Source organism: Streptomyces lavendofoliae (assembly GCF_014649735.1).
In the GTDB taxonomy this organism is placed as follows: Bacteria; Actinomycetota; Actinomycetes; order Streptomycetales; family Streptomycetaceae; genus Streptomyces; species Streptomyces lavendofoliae.
The window spans coordinates 204,566-219,698 of record NZ_BMTP01000002.1 but is presented as its reverse complement, the minus strand read 5'-3'; the positions used below and the strand labels follow the sequence as shown (position 1 = coordinate 219,698).

12 protein-coding genes are annotated in these 15,133 nt (G+C 74.0%); 6 read left to right on the top strand and 6 right to left on the bottom strand.

Features of this window, described 5'->3' with window-relative positions:
• Window positions 1-15 precede the first annotated feature (15 nt).
• Complete coding sequence (locus IE109_RS32960; protein ID WP_229890522.1) at window positions 16-2,001, top strand: dipeptidyl-peptidase 5; 1,986 nt, start codon at window positions 16-18, stop codon at window positions 1,999-2,001.
• Window positions 1,998-2,930 carry a S66 peptidase family protein gene (locus IE109_RS03875; protein ID WP_229890520.1) on the top strand — a complete coding sequence of 311 codons (933 nt, stop codon included), beginning with the start codon at window positions 1,998-2,000 and terminating at the stop codon, window positions 2,928-2,930. The genes IE109_RS32960 and IE109_RS03875 overlap by 4 nt, the downstream gene beginning before the upstream one ends.
• Window positions 2,931-2,956: 26 nt before the next feature.
• Here the strand turns inward: IE109_RS03875 and IE109_RS03870 are convergent, their stop codons facing one another.
• The 3 genes from IE109_RS03870 to IE109_RS03860 form a co-directional block, all read right to left on the bottom strand.
• A complete protein-coding gene (locus tag IE109_RS03870; RefSeq protein ID WP_189549045.1) occupies window positions 2,957-4,471 on the bottom strand; it encodes a serine/threonine-protein kinase in 1,515 nt (504 codons plus the stop codon).
• A gap of 692 nt (window positions 4,472-5,163) precedes the next feature.
• Entirely contained in the window at window positions 5,164-6,246 is a 1,083-nt protein-coding gene (locus IE109_RS03865; protein WP_189549043.1) for an adenosine deaminase, read from the bottom strand.
• A 91-nt stretch (window positions 6,247-6,337) separates the two neighbouring features.
• The gene (locus IE109_RS03860; RefSeq protein WP_373297633.1) at window positions 6,338-7,084 is read right to left on the bottom strand and encodes a GntR family transcriptional regulator; all 747 of its coding nucleotides are present in this window, start codon (window positions 7,082-7,084) and stop codon (window positions 6,338-6,340) included.
• 307 nt (window positions 7,085-7,391) lie between these two features.
• Here IE109_RS03860 and IE109_RS03855 point away from each other — a divergent pair, with 307 nt between their 5' ends.
• Window positions 7,392-8,861, top strand: a complete 1,470-nt coding sequence (locus IE109_RS03855; RefSeq protein ID WP_189549040.1) for an MFS transporter — start codon at window positions 7,392-7,394, stop codon at window positions 8,859-8,861.
• 183 nt (window positions 8,862-9,044) lie between these two features.
• Window positions 9,045-9,593 carry a GNAT family N-acetyltransferase gene (locus tag IE109_RS03850; protein WP_189549038.1) on the top strand — a complete coding sequence of 183 codons (549 nt, stop codon included), beginning with the start codon at window positions 9,045-9,047 and terminating at the stop codon, window positions 9,591-9,593.
• 34 nt (window positions 9,594-9,627) lie between these two features.
• Here IE109_RS03850 and IE109_RS03845 read toward each other — a convergent pair whose 3' ends face one another.
• From IE109_RS03845 to IE109_RS03835, 3 genes are all read right to left on the bottom strand, one after another.
• A complete protein-coding gene (locus IE109_RS03845; RefSeq protein ID WP_189549036.1) occupies window positions 9,628-9,801 on the bottom strand; it encodes a CsbD family protein in 174 nt (57 codons plus the stop codon).
• 350 nt (window positions 9,802-10,151) lie between these two features.
• On the bottom strand, window positions 10,152-10,499 hold the full coding sequence (locus IE109_RS03840) for a VOC family protein (protein WP_189549035.1): 348 nt from the start codon (window positions 10,497-10,499) through the stop codon (window positions 10,152-10,154).
• Window positions 10,500-10,692: 193 nt separating this feature from the next.
• Window positions 10,693-11,499, bottom strand: coding sequence for a methyltransferase domain-containing protein (locus IE109_RS03835; RefSeq protein WP_189549033.1), 807 nt, complete (start codon window positions 11,497-11,499; stop codon window positions 10,693-10,695).
• 403 nt (window positions 11,500-11,902) lie between these two features.
• On the opposite strand from IE109_RS03835, the gene IE109_RS03830 reads away from it, so the two are divergent.
• A complete protein-coding gene (locus IE109_RS03830; protein ID WP_229890599.1) occupies window positions 11,903-13,240 on the top strand; it encodes an NAD(P)/FAD-dependent oxidoreductase in 1,338 nt (445 codons plus the stop codon).
• A 1-nt stretch (window position 13,241) separates the two neighbouring features.
• Complete coding sequence (locus IE109_RS03825; RefSeq protein ID WP_189549029.1) at window positions 13,242-15,104, top strand: transketolase; 1,863 nt, start codon at window positions 13,242-13,244, stop codon at window positions 15,102-15,104.
• Window positions 15,105-15,133 lie beyond the last annotated feature (29 nt).

The window sequence follows — 15,133 nt, the reverse complement described above, 5'->3', positions numbered from 1 at the left end:
GGGGGAAATTCGGACATGGTACCCACGGGGGCCTACGGCACATGGCCGTCACCGATCGACGCACACATCGCCGCCGCGCACGGCGGGCGACCCGAGTACGTCGGCGTGGTCGGCGACGAGGTGTGGTGGACCGAGCCGCGGCCCGCCGAGGGCGGCAGACGCGCCCTGGTGCGCCGGCGCCCGGACGGCACCGAGGAGACGGTGCTCCCCGCCCCGTGGAACGCGCGCAGCAGGGTGGTCGAGTACGGCGGACACCCCTGGGCCGGGGCGGTGCGCGGTGAGGCCGCCGTGCCGCTCGTCGTCTTCAGCCACTTCCCCGACCAGCGGCTCTACGCTTACGAGCCGGACGGCGACGGCGGCCCCGTGCCGCTCACCCCGGTGTCCGGCGTGGGCGGCGGACTGCGCTGGGTCGACCCCGTGATCCACCCCGACCGGGGCGAGGTGTGGTGCGTCCTGGAGGAGTTCACCGGCCCGGGGCCGGGTGAGGTGCGACGCGTGGTCGCCGCCGTACCGCTCGACGGATCGGCCGCCGAGGACCGGAGTGCGGTACGGGAGCTGACGGACGACCGGCACCGGTTCGTCACCGGGCCGCGTCTGTCGCCGGACGGGCGGCGGGTCGTGTGGCTCGCCTGGGACCACCCCCGGATGCCGTGGGACGGCACGGTGGTGATGGCCGCCGACGTCACGGAGGGCGGCACGCTCACCGGGGCGCGGGCGATCGCCGGCGGGGCCGACGAGGCCGTGTGCCAGGCCGACTGGGCCCCCGACGGGTCGCTGCTGTTCGTCTCCGACGCCTGCGGCTGGTGGGAGCTCCACCGGATGAGGCCGGGCGACGCGGGACCTACGGCCCTGTGCACGGGGCGGGCGGAGGAGTTCGGCGGACCGCTGTGGAAGATCGGCCTGAAGTGGTTCCAGCCGCTGGACGACGGGACGATCGCCGTCATCCACGGCAAGGGCGCCACCAGCCTCGGCATACTCGACCCCGAGACCGGTGAAGTGGTCGACGCCCCCGGACCCTGGACCGAGTGGGCCGCCACCCTCGCCGGGAACGGGACACGGGTCGTGGGCGTGGCGGCCAGCCCGCGCAGCGGCTACGAAGTGGTGGAGCTGGACACCCGCACCGGCCGCACCCGGGTCATCGGCTCCGGCCACGACGACTCCGTGGACCCGGCGTACTACCCGGAGCCGCAGATCCGCACCTTCACCGGTCCGGACAACCGGGAGATCCACGCCCACATCTACCCGCCGCACAATCCCGACCGGATCGCGCCCGACGACGAACTGCCGCCGTACGTGGTGTGGGCGCACGGCGGCCCCACCGCGCACGTCCCCCTCGTCCTGGACCTGGAGATCGCCTACTTCACCTCGCGCGGCATCGGCGTCGCCGAGGTGAACTACGGCGGCTCGACCGGATACGGCCGCTCCTACCGCGACCGGCTGCGGGAGCAGTGGGGCGTGGTCGACGTCGAGGACTGCGCCGCCGTCGCCGAGACGCTCGCGGCCGAGGGCACCGCCGATCCCGCCCGGCTCGCGATCCGGGGCGGGAGCGCGGGCGGCTGGACGGCCGCGGCGTCGCTCGCCGCCACCGGCGTGTACGCCTGCGGCACGCTGCTCTACCCGGTCCTCGACGTCGACGGATGGGCACAGGAGACGCACGACTTCGAGTCCCGCTACATGGAGTCGCTGATCGGCCCGCCCGGGGACGTCCCCGGGCGGTACCGGGAACGCGCTCCGCTCGCCCAGGTCGAGCGGATCACCGCGCCGTTCCTGCTGCTGCAAGGGCTCGACGACGTGATCTGCCCGCCCGCGCAGAGCGAGCGCTTCCTGGCGGCCGTGGCGGGGCGCGGCATCCCGCACGCGTACATCGCCTTCGAGGGGGAGGGGCACGGTTTCCGCAGGGCCGACACCGTGGTCCGGGCCCTGGAAGCGGAACTCTCCCTGTACGCCCAGGTCTTCGGGATAACCCGCACCGACGTACCGCCGCTGGAGCTGCGCACGTGACGGTCGCACCCCTGACCAGGCCCACCCGCCTGCGTCCCGGCGACCGGGTGGCCGTCGTGTCGCCCAGCGGGCCCGTGCCCGAGGACCGCCTCCTGGCCGGGCTCGCCGTCCTGCGCGGCTGGGGACTCGACCCCCTCGTGATGCCGCACGCCCTGGATGTCCACCCGGAGCTGCCGTATCTCGCCGGGGCGGACGAGGACCGTGCCCGCGACCTGACGGACGCCTGGTGCGACCCGTCCGTCTCGGCGGTGATGTGCGCCCGCGGCGGTTACGGCGCGCAGCGCATGGTCGACCTGCTCGACTGGCCGGCGATGAGAGCCGCGGGGCCCAAGGTGTTCATCGGCTACAGCGACGTGACGGCCCTGCACGACGCGTTCGCCCTGCGGATGGGCCTGGCCACGCTGCACGGCCCGATGACCGGGGCGGTGACCTTCCTCCAGGACGTCACCACCCAGGAGTCCCTGAGGGCCACCCTCCTCGCACCCGAGACCGTGCGCACCCTGGGACTCGACGGCGCCCGGCCCATGGTCCCCGGCCGGGCGCGGGGCGTGACCTCCGGCGGTTGCCTCACCCTGCTCGCCGCCGGTCTCGCCACGGGGCACGCCCGCACGTCCCCGCGGGGCGGTCTGCTCCTGCTGGAGGACGTCGGGGAGGAGCCGTACCGCATCGACCGCGTCCTCACCCAGCTGCTGCGCGCCGGCCGGTTCGACGGCGTCACCGGCATCGCCCTGGGCTCCTGGGAGGAGTGCGGCCCCTACGCCGAGGTCCGCGCCACCCTCCTCGACCGCCTGGCCCCCCTCGGTGTACCGGTCGTCGAGCGGCTGGGCTTCGGGCACAGCCCGGTCAACGTGACCGTCCCCCTCGGCGTGCCGGCCGTCCTGGACGCGGACGCGGGCACCCTCACCCTGGAGGTACCCGCGTTGCGGTGAGGGAATGGTGAGGGGCTGACGGGCGGTCAGTCCTTGCCCTTGCCCTTGTGCGGCTTGTTCCCCTGGCCCTTGCGAGCCTTCCCCCGGTCGTGGGACGGCTCCCGCGCGTTCTCCGCCCACGGATCGCCGGACGTGTCGCGCGAGGCGGCGGGGGCACGGGACGACGCACCGGCCTCGGCGTCGCCCCTCACGGCGACGGCCTTCGCGCCACCGGCCTCCCGGGCGCCGGTCCTCGCGGGTCCGACTTCTCCGGCGCCGGCCTCCGTGGTGCCGGTCCCCGTGGTGCCGGTCCTCACGGCTCCGGCGGGTGTCCGGTCGCCGGAGCCGGTGGAGTCCGGTGTCGCGTGGGAGGAGGACGGGCGGCCGGGATCGCCGGCCGCCGGCGGCGCCGGCTCCGTTGCGGCGGGTCGCGGCGGGCGGGCGGCGGCGTCCCCGCCGTCGGCCGGCAGGCCACCGGTGGAGCCGGTCAGCGCGACGCCGAGCGCGGCCAGCGTCGAACCCGCCGTCAGCAGGGCCCGGTGGGCACGGTGCCCGCGGTGCGAGCGGCGGACGGTGGAGACCCGGGGAGCGGACAGCGTGTCACCCGCACCCTGGCGTGTCGCCGACACGGCGGGGGGCTCGGCGCCCTGGTCGTCCGGTTCGTCACCGAGAGCGGGAAGCGGACCGGCCGGTGCCCCCGGAGCGGGAAGCGGACCGGCCGGTGCCCCCGGCTCGGCGGCCGCGAACGCCGACAGCGCCCGGCGGCAGGCGTGGGCGTCCGGCCGGTCGGCCTCGTCGACCGCGGTCATGGCCCGCAGCAGCTCGGCGAGCCCGTCGGGCAGTTCCGGCGGAATGACCGGGGGCCGGTGCAGCCGGGCGATCGCCGCCTCCAGCGGAGTCCCGTCGTACTCCAGCTCCGCCTTCAGGGCCTCCAGGAGCACCAGGCCGAGACTGTAGACGTCCGCGGCCGGTCCCGCTCCCTTGCCCAGCACCTGCTCGGGCGCCATGTAGGCGGCGGTGCCCACCAGCCCGCCGGTGACCGTACGGGCCGTGCTGTCGAGCAACCGGGAGATGCCGAAGTCGGTCAAGTACGGGGCGCCGGACTCGTCCAGCAGGATGTTCGAGGGCTTGACGTCACGGTGCACCACCCCGGCCGCGTGCACGTGCGCCAGGGCGGAGGCCAGCGCCTCTCCCATACGGCACGCCTCGGCGGGCGTCAGGGAGGCGCGGGCTATCCGCCGGCGCAGCGTCGTGCCCCTGATAAGTTCCATCACGAGGTAGGGCTGCCCGTCCTCGCGGCCGCAGTCGTACACCGTCACCAGGCCGGGGTGCTGCAACCGGGCCAGCAGGCGCGCCTCGCTGTCGAAGCGTTCCTCCGTCAGCGCCTCCCCCTCCGGGCGGAGGACCTTCACCGCGACGGGGCGCCGCAGCCGCAGGTCGAGAGCCTCGTAGACATCGGCCCCGCCTCCGCGGCCCAGCAGATCGTCGAGCCGATAACGGCCGGCCACCACCTGGGCCGTGAGCCGGAAGTCCGGTCGAACCGTCCACGGGCGGACCTTCATGTGGGCTCCCTGCGTCCTGTCGTCACCTGCCGATGTCCGCCCGCCCACCCGTGTACGTGCCGGGCTCATGACTGACCGCATGGTGACGGGCACTCGTTACGCCTGCCCCCTCAAGCGGCGGACATCCGTACGGGTCCGGATCCGCTGCGGCGGCGGCTCAGGGAAGCCGCCGGCCACCGCGCCCACCGAGCGGACGGAGACGCCGAACAGCCGCCTCAGGGGCCGGACCTGGCCATGGTCGCAGTCCCAGGCCCAGTGGCGGTCGCCGGAGTCGATGAAGAAGACACCGGGGCGAACAGCCCCGGCGCCAGGGCGGTCGCCACGCGCACCGCCTCGCTCGCGCCGCTGACCGCCTTGCTCAGAAGGGTCGAACGGTGACTGGAGAGGACTGCGCGATCCGGGAGTGCGGGTCGGACAGCACCATGCGTGGGCCGCGGCCGTGCGGAGGAACGGAGGTGCCTGGGGCTCCACGCCCGATGGGGTACCGCCGGACGCGGGAGCCGCCACGCGCCCGGACGGACGTTCGCCCGGCCGGGGGCGGACCGGGCCGAACGCCCCCGCCCGAGCCCCGGCGCGGGCCCCGCCCCGGGCCGAACGCCCCCGCCCGAGCCCCGGCGCGGGCCCCGCCCCGGGCCGAACGCCGGCCGGTCACGCGGTGGTCGCCGCGTGACCGAGGGAAGAGGGTGCCGGGCTCAGAGGGCCGCGTAACCCGGGCGGATCACCTCGTCGATGATCCGGCGGCGCTCCGGGAGCGGCAGGAACGCGGCCTCGACGGCGGCGACCGTGAACTCCTCGAAGACCTCCGGGCCGTAGCCGAAGGCGTCCACCATGTGCTGGAACTCCTGGCTCATGGTGGTGCCGGACACCAGGCGGTTGTCGGTGTTGAGCGTGACGCGGAAGCCGAGGCGGCGCAGCTGGTCGATCGGGTGCGTCGCGTAGCCCTTCGCGGCGCCCGTCTGCAGGTTGGAGGTGGGGCAGACCTCCAGCGCGATGCGGTTGTCCCGTACGTACGCGGCCAGGTGGCCGAGCGTGCCGTCCTCGGCGATGTCGTCGGTGATCCGCACACCGTGGCCGATCCGCTCGGCGCCGCACACCTGCACCGCCTCGTGGATCGACTCGGCGCCCACGGCCTCGCCCGCGTGGATGGTGAAGTGGCAGTTGTGCCGCTTGAGGTGCTGGAAGGCCGGGAGGTGACGGGACGGCGGGTTGCCGATCTCGCCGCCCGCGATGTCGAAGCCGGCCACGCCGCGCTCACGGTGGGCGACGGTCAGCTCGGCTATCTCCAGGGAACGGTCGGTGTGGCGCATCCCGGTCAGCAGGGTCCCGACGGCGATCCGGCCGCCGGAGCGCCGCTCGCCCTCGCGGAAGCCGTCGTTCACGGCCGCCACGACCTCGTCCAGGGTCAGCCCGCCGGCGAGGTGCTGCTCGGGGGCGTACCGCACCTCGGCGTAGACCACGCCGTCCGCGGCCAGGTCCTCGGCGCACTCGGCCGCGACGCGGTACAGCGCCTCGCGGGTCTGCATCACCGCACAGGTGTGGGCGAACGTCTCGAGGTAGCGCTCCAGCGAGCCGGAGTCGGCGGCGTCGCGGAACCACGCGCCCAGCGCCGCCGGGTCCTCGGTCGGCAGGCCGGTGTAACCGCACTCGCGGGCCAGCTCGATGATCGTGGCGGGGCGCAGTCCGCCGTCCAGGTGGTCGTGGAGGACCGCCTTCGGGGCGCGGCGGATCCAGTCGGCGGCCGTGACGTCGGCGGAGACGTTGTCAGACAAGTGCATGGTGCGGGAGTGTACGCCACGCCCGGGGCCGTACGCCGTGACGCAGCCGACACCCCCGTGACGCCCCCGGTGGGCCCGGTCTCCGCGCCGGTCAGTTCGACTGGAGGACCGGGAGGGCCGCCGCCCCGGTCGGCAGCATGTGCTTGGCGGCCATGACCGGGGTGTCCCCGGCCCGGACGACCTGGGTGATCAGCACCGCCGGGGTGTCGGCCGGCCGGCCCAGCTGCTCTCCGCGCCGCTGGCCGACGAGCGTGGCGGTCACGCTGCTGTGGGCGCTCAGCGACACCCCGCGCGAGGCTCCGGCCAGGACGGCGAGCATCGACGTGCGGGCGGCGTCCGGAGTGCCGGCGGCGGCGTCGAGCGCCCGGGCGAAGGCGGGGTGGGCGGTCTCCAGGACGTCCTCGGCAGCGGCCCACTCCTGGCTGAGCGCCGCCGCCGTACCGTCCGCCGCCAGCAGCGACTCCCAGAACCGGAGCCGGGCGCGGGCGGCGGCGAGCAGGTGCTGGGCGGTGAAGTCGGTCGGCTCCTCGACCGCCCGCAGCAGGGCGCGGACGCGCACGGGAGCCCCCGCGCCGATCAGCTCCTCCAGCGGCTGGATGTGCTCGAAACCGCGGCGCGGGGGGCGGTCGGCGACGGTCCGGCCGACCCCGCGCCGTACCGACAGCAGGCCGTCCTCCTGGAGGAGCAGCAGGGCCTCGCGCAGCGCCGGTCGGCTCACGCCCAGTTCGGCGGCGAGCCTGGGCTCGGACGGCAGGGTAGAGCCGGGCGGGTAGGTGCCGGCGTGGATGGCGTCCACGATCCGCTCGTACAGCACCACCACCGGTCTGCGCCGCTCCATGCTGCTGACCACCAATGTCCCTCCTCGGCTCACTTGTCATCAAGTTATGCCTCACCACAGGGGCGGGCAATGGCTCCTGCGGTCCCGATTCGGCGGCGTCGGCGGCATTGAGCTGCGGAAATTCGAAAAGTTGCCCGCAGGGTATTGACGTTTACGCGCGTAGATTCCAATCTGACTCAGTGGCACTTGTCTGACAAGGCAGAGCTTGTGCCGCGCACTGATCCTGAGGCGCTCCAAGCGATCTCGAAGCGATCCCCAAGCGATCTCGAAGCGAACTCGACGCGACATCCAAGGCAAAGGGGCCGACATGTCCATCTCGCTCGGCCGGACTCGATCCGGAGCCGAATCCGACCTCGCGGGCCGCGGGCCCATGCTGCTGGCGATGGTCCTGGCCGTCCTCGGTTACCAGATCAACGCCACCATGCTCAGCCCCGCCCTGCCCGACGTCATCGAGCGCCTCGGGACGACCACGGCCGCCGCCGGCCTGTCCCAGACCCTGTTCTTCCTGATGGCCGCCATCGGCCAGGTGACGCTCGCCCGCCTCAGCGACCAGCGCGGCCGCAAGCCGATGATGATCGTCTGCGCGATCGTCCTGATCATCGGCAACCTGGCCTGCGTCTTCGCGCCCAGCATCGAGGTCTTCATCGCCGGCCGCATCCTCCAGGGCATCTCCGCCGCGATGTTCACCCTCGCCTTCCTCACCCTGAACCAGCTGCTCACCCCGGCCGGGTTCGGCAAGGCGGCCGGCATCATCACCGCCGTCAACGGCGGCCTCGCCGGCGTCGACGCCATCGCGGGCGGCCAGATCGCCGACACCATCGGCTTCCGGGGCATCTTCGTCTGCTCCACCCTGATCGCCGTCGCCGGCCTGCTCGGCGTGCGCCGGTACGTCCCCGACGTCCCGCCCACCATCGACGCCGACGCCCGCTTCGACTCCCGGGGCATCGCCGCCCTGGCCCTCGGCCTCACCGGCGTCCTGGTGGGTCTCGCCCAGGGCGGCGCCTGGGGCTGGACCTCGCCGCTCACGCTCGGCTTCCTGCTCGGCGGCGTCGCCTCCCTGGTCTTCTTCGTCGTCTCGCAGCGCAGCGCCCCCAACCCGGTCATCGACCTCGACGTCCTCGCCTCCCGCCGCGCCTGGCCCCTGCTGCTCACCACCGTCTGCACCCTCGGCGGCGCCTTCGGCGCGATCGCGCTGACCATCCCGCTGTTCTCCCAGGACGCCCGCGTGGGCCTCGGACTGAGCGCCGTCACCGCCGCGGTCCTCTTCCTCACCCCCATCCAGCTGATCGGGGTGATCTCCGCCCCCCTGACCGGGCGGCTCGGCCCGAGCATCGGCTGGCGCCGGATCGTGGTCGCCGGCGCCGTCGCCAACTTCGTGATCTTCGTCTTCGCCACGCTGTTCCTGCACAACGAGTGGATCCTGGTCGCCGCCCTCGCCGCGCTGGGCATCACCTACGGCGGGTTCATGCTCACCGGCCTCAACGGCCTCGCCGTCACCACCGCTCCCAAGGACAAGCCCGGGTCGCTCTCCGGTCTCAACGGAGCCTGCTTCGGCATCGGCGCCTCGCTCGGCATCGCCCTGGCCTCTGCCATGATCGCCGCGGGCAGTGACGCGAACGGCGTCACCGAGGCCGGCTACCAGCACGCCATGTACGCCGCGCTCACGCTGCTCGGCATCGGCGTCGTCACCGCGCTGCTCATCCAGCGCCCCGACCCGGCCGGCGCCGACGACGCCGGTGACGCCGACGAGCCCCGGCTGGTCGTCGCCCACCACTGACGGGCGGGCCACGGCCTCACCCGTACGGCCCGCTCCACCGCCCCCGCGCGACCGGACGCGCACATGCTGGTTGCCGGGGGTGGCGGAGCGAGCGGGGTACCCAGGAGGCGACAGTGCGGCGTGCGGTCACACCGGCGGCGTCGCCGAAGCCCGTCCCGGCGACCCTCTCGCTACCCTGACCCGATGCCGCCGCACGTCTCCCGCCCCCGGTACCTGGCCGAAGGTCCGCGCGTCGCCATCCGGCACTTCCGCCTCGACGACGGCGACGAGTTCACCGCGCGCGTGCGCGAGAGCGGGGACCTGCACCGGCCGTGGCTCTTCCCGCCCGACACCGCCGCCGCCTACGCCGCGTACGCCCGCGCCCGCATCGAGAGCCCGGACTGCGAACCGCTGCTGGTGTGCGAGCGGGAGGCGGGCGGCGCGATCGCCGGGTACATCAACATCAACAACATCGTCCGCGGCGGATTCCTCAGCGGCACCCTCGGATACGGCGCCTTCGCGCACGCGGCGGGACGCGGCCTGATGGGCGAAGGGCTCGGCCTCGTCCTCCGGCACGCCTTCGGACCGCTCGGGCTGCACCGGCTGGAGGCCAACATCCAGCCCCTCAACACGGCCTCGATCGCGCTCGTGCGCCGCGCCGGGTTCCGGCTGGAGGGCTTCTCACCGGCGTTCGTCTTCGTCGACGGCGCCTGGCGCGACCACGAACGCTGGGCGATCACGGCCGGCGGGTGAACGAGCCACCCGCCGGCCGGGGACGACCGCCGGTTCAGTGCTTGAGCGTGTCCTTGGCCTTCTGCACCGTCTGCTTCGCGTCGCCCTTGATCTGTTCGGCCCGCCCCTCCGCCTGGAGGCTGTCGTTGCCGGCCGCCCTTCCGGCGGCTTCCTTCGCCTTGCCCTTGGCGCTCTGTGCCGCATTCTTGGCCTTCTTGCCCACGGCCATGGGTGTCACCTCCTGGGCGGTCGCTCGCAGCGGCCGGGGCGCCGATGCGGAACACGCCCCACGAGACGGTTCCTACCCGACGGACAGCCCGGCAATCCGGGCGTAAACGGATATTACGGAATGCGGGATCCCCGTGGTCGGCGCATCTCCACCTCGGCCTCCAGCCCGTCCTCGGTGGGCCGGAGTGCGGAGATCGACTCCAGTGCGGAGATCGACTCCGGCGGCCTGTCGGGCGGCCCTCGCGGCTGCCGGGCCGCGGAGCGCGTGGCCTTCGTTGCCGACAGCCGGCGCGCGGCCGTCCCCGCGCTCGCGGAGCTCAGGCCGGCTGGGTGTCCGGAGCGGCGCCGGTGTCAGCGGCGCTGGTCGACGTATTCGAAGACCGAGCCGTCGGGGTGGACGGCGATGAGGTTGCGGCCGACAGGTGTCGGCACGGGGCCCGCCAGCACCTTGGCGCCCGCCTCGGTGAGGGTCGTGTGGGCGGCGTCCACGTCCTCGACGGCGATCGTGGCCGCCACTTTGCGCAGGATCTCCAGCTCCGACTCCGGACCGCTCATCAGCAGGAAGCAGCCGATGGCCGCCACGGACACGCCGCCGCGCTCGAAACGGAGCGCGGGGCTGCCGGTGAGCCGTTCGTAGAAGACCACCGAGGTCTCCAGGTCGTCGACGCAGACGCGCAGCGTGGTGCCGAGGATCTCCATACGGGCGAGGGTAGTTGACGGCGCCGGACGGTGAGATCGATTCGGCCGCAGGCGCGGGCACCGCGACGGGAGCCGGCGGGCGGCCGGGACGCGGTGCGGGCCGGCGGCCGGCGCCGCACCGGAGCCGAGGCCGCCGGCGGGTGCCACGGCCGGTGTCGGTGTCGGTGTCGGTGTCGGTGGGGTGCTGGGGTCGTCAGGCCCGGCACAGTACCTCGCCGTGCGGCACCAGGAACCAGCCGTCCTCGCGGCGCCCCCACTCCGCCCAGCCCTCGGCGATCGCGGTCAGCTGCCGCTCGGTCGCGTGCCCGCCGTCGACCGCGAGCCGGGCGTACTGCGAGGCGGTCGTCCGCTCCGCCCACAGGCCGCTCCACCACGCGCGCTCCCCGGGGGTGGCGAAGCACCAGGCGGTGGCGGTGGCGGTGACGTCGGGGAAACCGGCGCGGCGGGTCCAGGACAGCAGCCGGCGGCCCGCGTCCGGCTCGCCGCCGTTGGCGCGCGCCACCCGCCGGTACAGCTCCAGCCACTCGTCCAGCACCGGCACCCCGGGGTACCAGGCGAACGCCGCGTAGTCGCTGTCGCGTGCGGCGACGACCCCGCCGGGGCGGCACACCCGCCGCATCTCGCGCAGCGCGCGCACGGGGTCGCCCACGTGCTGGAGCACCTGGTGGGCGTGGACGATGTCGAAGGAGTCGTCGGGGAAGTCCAGGGCGTGGACGTCGGCCACCGCGAACCGGACGTTGTCCAGGCCCCGTTCGCGGGTGGTGGCGCGGGCCTGCTCCAGCACGCCGGCGGCCGCGTCGACCGCGGTCACACGGCCGTCCGGGCCGACGAGCGCGGCCAGGTCCGCCGTGATGGTTCCGGGTCCGCAGCCCACGTCCAGGATCTCCAGCCCCGGCCGCACCTCGCCCAGCAGGTAGGCGGCGGAATTCCCGGCCGTCCGCCAGCGGTGCGACCGCAGGACCGACTCGTGGTGCCCATGCGTGTAGACAACGTCAGCCATCGACGTACTCCTTCTGTGCGCCGGGTGATCGGTGCCGCCAGCCTAGGCCGTCATGTCACATCCTGATACGCACTTCTCGCATGCTGATATCGGCAGCCGGTTGCCCCCGAGTGGCCGGCGGGGCGGCGCGCGCACGGTCGGAGGGTGCTCCACCGGGGTCGCCGGCGGGCGTGCCGGCCCCGTACCGGCGCTGCCGCCGACCAGGGTCCGCACCCGGCCCGCGACCGGTATGCCGCGTTTGGGGGACAGGCTCCGGGGCACCGGGAAGGTCCGTCCGCTTCACGCGGCTGTGCCGTTACGCAGACATGACGCTGGAGGCCCTGTGACCCCGTCCGTCAGCCCGCCCGGCCCGCACCCCGCCCCCTCCGGCCGCCCCGACGGCTCCCGCGCCCTGCCGCGCGTCGTGATCGTCGGTGCCGGTTTCGCCGGATACCAGACCGCGCGCCACCTCTCCCGCAGCCTGCGCGGCCGGGCCGAGATCGTGCTGCTGAACCCGACCGACTACTTCCTGTACCTCCCGTTGCTGCCCCAGGTCACCGCCGGTGTCCTCGAACCGCGCCGGATCACCGTGTCCCTGCCCGGCACCCTCCGCCACGTCCGGCTGGTCCTCGGCCAGGCCGACCACGTCGACCTCGACGGGCGCGCGGTCCACTACACCGACCCCGAGGGAACCGAGGGCACGCTCACCTACGACCGGCTGGTCCTCGCCGTGGGCAGCGTCAGCAAGCTCCTGCCCATCCCGGGGGTCGCCGAGAACGCCACCGGCTTCCGCGGCCTGCCCGAGGCGCTGTACCTGCGTGACCACATCACCCGTCAGATCGAGCTGGCTTCGGCCGCCGGGAACCCCGCCGAGTGCACCTCCCGCTGCACCTTCGTGGTCGTCGGCGCCGGTTACACCGGTACGGAACTGGCCGCGCACGGCAAGATGTTCACCGACGCGCTCGTCCGCAAGCAGCCCGCCTGGCCCGCCGGGGTGAAGCCCCGCTGGATGCTGCTCGACGTGGCCGACCGGGTGCTGCCCGGCCTGGACGAGAGCCTCTCGCGCACCGCCGACGAGGTGCTGCGCGGCCGGGGCGTCGACGTGCGCACGAAGACGTCCGTCAAGGAGTCGAAGCCCGACGGGGTGCTGCTGGACGACGGCGAGTTCGTGGAGACCCGGTCGCTGATCTGGTGCGTCGGCGTACGCCCCGACCCGTTCGTCTCCGAACTGGGCCTGCCCGTCGAACGCGGACGCCTCGTCGTGACGCCCCAGCTCGGTGTCCCCGGCCACCCCGACGTCTTCGCGTGCGGCGACGCCGCCGCCGTACCGGACCTGACCCGGCCCGGCGAGTTCACGCCCATGACGGCCCAGCACGCGGCCCGGCAGGGCAAGGTCGCCGCCCGCAACGTCGCCGCGTCCCTCGGGCTCGGCGAGGAAGTCCCGTACAAGCACAACGACCTGGGCTTCGCGGTCGACCTCGGCGGGGTGAAGGCGGCCGCCAACCCGATGGGCGTAAAGCTGTCCGGCGCCGTCGCCGGTGCCGTGACCCGCGGCTACCACCTGGCCGCGATGCCCGGCAACCGGGTGCGGGTCGCCGCCGACTGGCTGCTGGACGCGGCCCTGCCGCGGCAGGCCGTCCAGCTCGGCCTGCTGCGCTCCTGGCAGGTCCCCCTCGACACCGCCTCGCCCGAACTGGCCCGCATCCCGGCCGGTCCCGGCGGCGACCACGGCACCCGTGGCGGCGGCAACAGCAAGGAGTGACATGCACTACCACGAACTGGCCACCCTGGGACAGCAGTTGCGCGTCGACGCGGTACGCGCCGCCGACGCCGCCGGCTCCGGGCACCCCACGTCGTCCATGTCGGCGGCCGACATCGGCGCCGTCCTCCTCGCCCACCACCTGAGGTTCGACTTCGACCACCCCGAGCACCCCGGCAACGACCGGCTCGTACTGTCCAAGGGCCACGCCTCCCCGCTGCTGTACGCCATGTACAAGGCGGCCGGAGCGGTCCAGGACGACGAACTGCTCACCTTCCGCAAGCTCGGCAGCCGCCTCGAAGGACACCCCACACCCCGGCTGCCCTGGGTGGACGTCGCCACCGGCTCCCTGGGCCAGGGTCTGCCCGTCGGCGTGGGCATCGCACTCGCGGGCAAGCGCCTCGACGACATCCCGTACCACGTCTACGTCCTGTCCGGCGACAGCGAGATGGCCGAGGGCTCGGTCTGGGAGGCCGTCGAGCACGCCGCGTACAACCACCTCGACAACCTCACCCTGATCGTCGACGTCAACCGCCTCGGCCAGCGGGGACCCACCCGCCACGGGCACCACCTGGCCGCCTACGAGCGACGGCTGCACGCCTTCGGCTGGCACACCATCGAGGTCGACGGCCACGACGTGGAAGCCGTCGACCGGGCCTTCGCCGAGGCCCGCTCCACGATCCGGCAACCGACCGCCATCCTCGCCGCCACCCACAAGGGGCGGGGCGTCGCCGCCGTCGAGGACCTGGAGGGCTTCCACGGCAAGCCCGTCAAGGACGCGCAGGCCGCCGTCGCCGAGCTGGGCGGCTCGCGCTCCCTCCGCGTCGACGTACGCGGGCCGGCGGACGCCACCGGGCGGAAGACCGTCCCGAGCGGCGACGGCGATCCCGCGGAACCCCGGCTGCCACGCTTCGACGTGGGCGACACCGTGGCCACCCGCACCGCCTTCGGGCACGCGCTGGAGGCACTCGGTTCCGCCCGGGCCGACGTCGTCGCGCTCGACGCCGAGGTCGGCGACTCGACCAGGGCGGAGTTCTTCGCGAAGGCCCACCCGGACCGGTACTTCGAGTGCTACATCGCGGAACAGCAGCTCGTCGCCGCCGCCGTGGGCCTCCAGACGCGTGGCTACGTCCCGTACGCGTCGACCTTCGCGGCCTTCCTGACCCGGGCGTACGACTTCGTCCGGATGGCGGCCGTCAGCCAGGCCGGGATCAACCTCGTCGGCTCCCACGCGGGCGTCGCCATCGGCCAGGACGGGCCGTCCCAGATGGGGCTGGAGGACCTGGCGATGTTCCGCTCGGTGCACGGCAGCACCGTGCTCTACCCGTGCGACGCCAACCAGACGGCCAGGCTGGTGGCGACCATGGCCGACCTCAAGGGCGTGCGCTACCTGCGCACGTCGCGCGGCGACATGCCCGTGCTGTACGGGCCCGACGAGACGTTCCCGGTGGGCGGCAGCAAGGTGCTGCGCGGCCACGGGGACGACGACAGGGCGACGATCGTCGCCGCCGGCGTCACGCTGCACGAGGCGCTCAAGGCCGCCGACCTGCTGGAGGACCACGGCATCCCGGTCCGGGTGATCGACCTGTACTCGGTGAAGCCGGTGGACGTCGACACGCTGACCGAAGCGGCCCGCGCCACCGGCTGCCTCCTCACCGTGGAGGACCACCACCCCGAGGGCGGCCTGGGCGACGCGGTCGCGGAGGCCTTCTCCGACGGCCGCCCCGCACCGCGCATGGCCCGCCTGGCGGTCCGCGACATGCCGGCGTCGGCGACGCCCGAGGAGCAGCTGCGGAAGGCGGGCATCGACGCCGAGTCGATCGCCGCGGCCGTACAACTGCTGGTGGAGAGCGACATCACGCCCTGAGCCCCCGCCGCCCCGACGGCTGTGTCCCG

Bases quoted from the DNA above. Each gene is read 5' to 3' on its own strand.
- IE109_RS03850 (WP_189549038.1), top strand. From the start codon at position 9,045: ATGCCGCCGCACGTCTCCCGCCCCCGGTACCTGGCCGAAGGTCCGCGC.
- IE109_RS03865 (WP_189549043.1), bottom strand. From the start codon at position 6,246: ATGCACTTGTCTGACAACGTCTCCGCCGACGTCACGGCCGCCGACTGG.
- IE109_RS03870 (WP_189549045.1), bottom strand. From the start codon at position 4,471: ATGAAGGTCCGCCCGTGGACGGTTCGACCGGACTTCCGGCTCACGGCC.
- IE109_RS03860 (WP_373297633.1), bottom strand. From the start codon at position 7,084: ATGGAGCGGCGCAGACCGGTGGTGGTGCTGTACGAGCGGATCGTGGAC.
- IE109_RS32960 (WP_229890522.1), top strand. From the start codon at position 16: ATGGTACCCACGGGGGCCTACGGCACATGGCCGTCACCGATCGACGCA.
- IE109_RS03855 (WP_189549040.1), top strand. From the start codon at position 7,392: ATGTCCATCTCGCTCGGCCGGACTCGATCCGGAGCCGAATCCGACCTC.
- IE109_RS03840 (WP_189549035.1), bottom strand. From the start codon at position 10,499: ATGGAGATCCTCGGCACCACGCTGCGCGTCTGCGTCGACGACCTGGAG.
- IE109_RS03835 (WP_189549033.1), bottom strand. From the start codon at position 11,499: ATGGCTGACGTTGTCTACACGCATGGGCACCACGAGTCGGTCCTGCGG.
- IE109_RS03845 (WP_189549036.1), bottom strand. From the start codon at position 9,801: ATGGCCGTGGGCAAGAAGGCCAAGAATGCGGCACAGAGCGCCAAGGGC.
- IE109_RS03825 (WP_189549029.1), top strand. From the start codon at position 13,242: ATGCACTACCACGAACTGGCCACCCTGGGACAGCAGTTGCGCGTCGAC.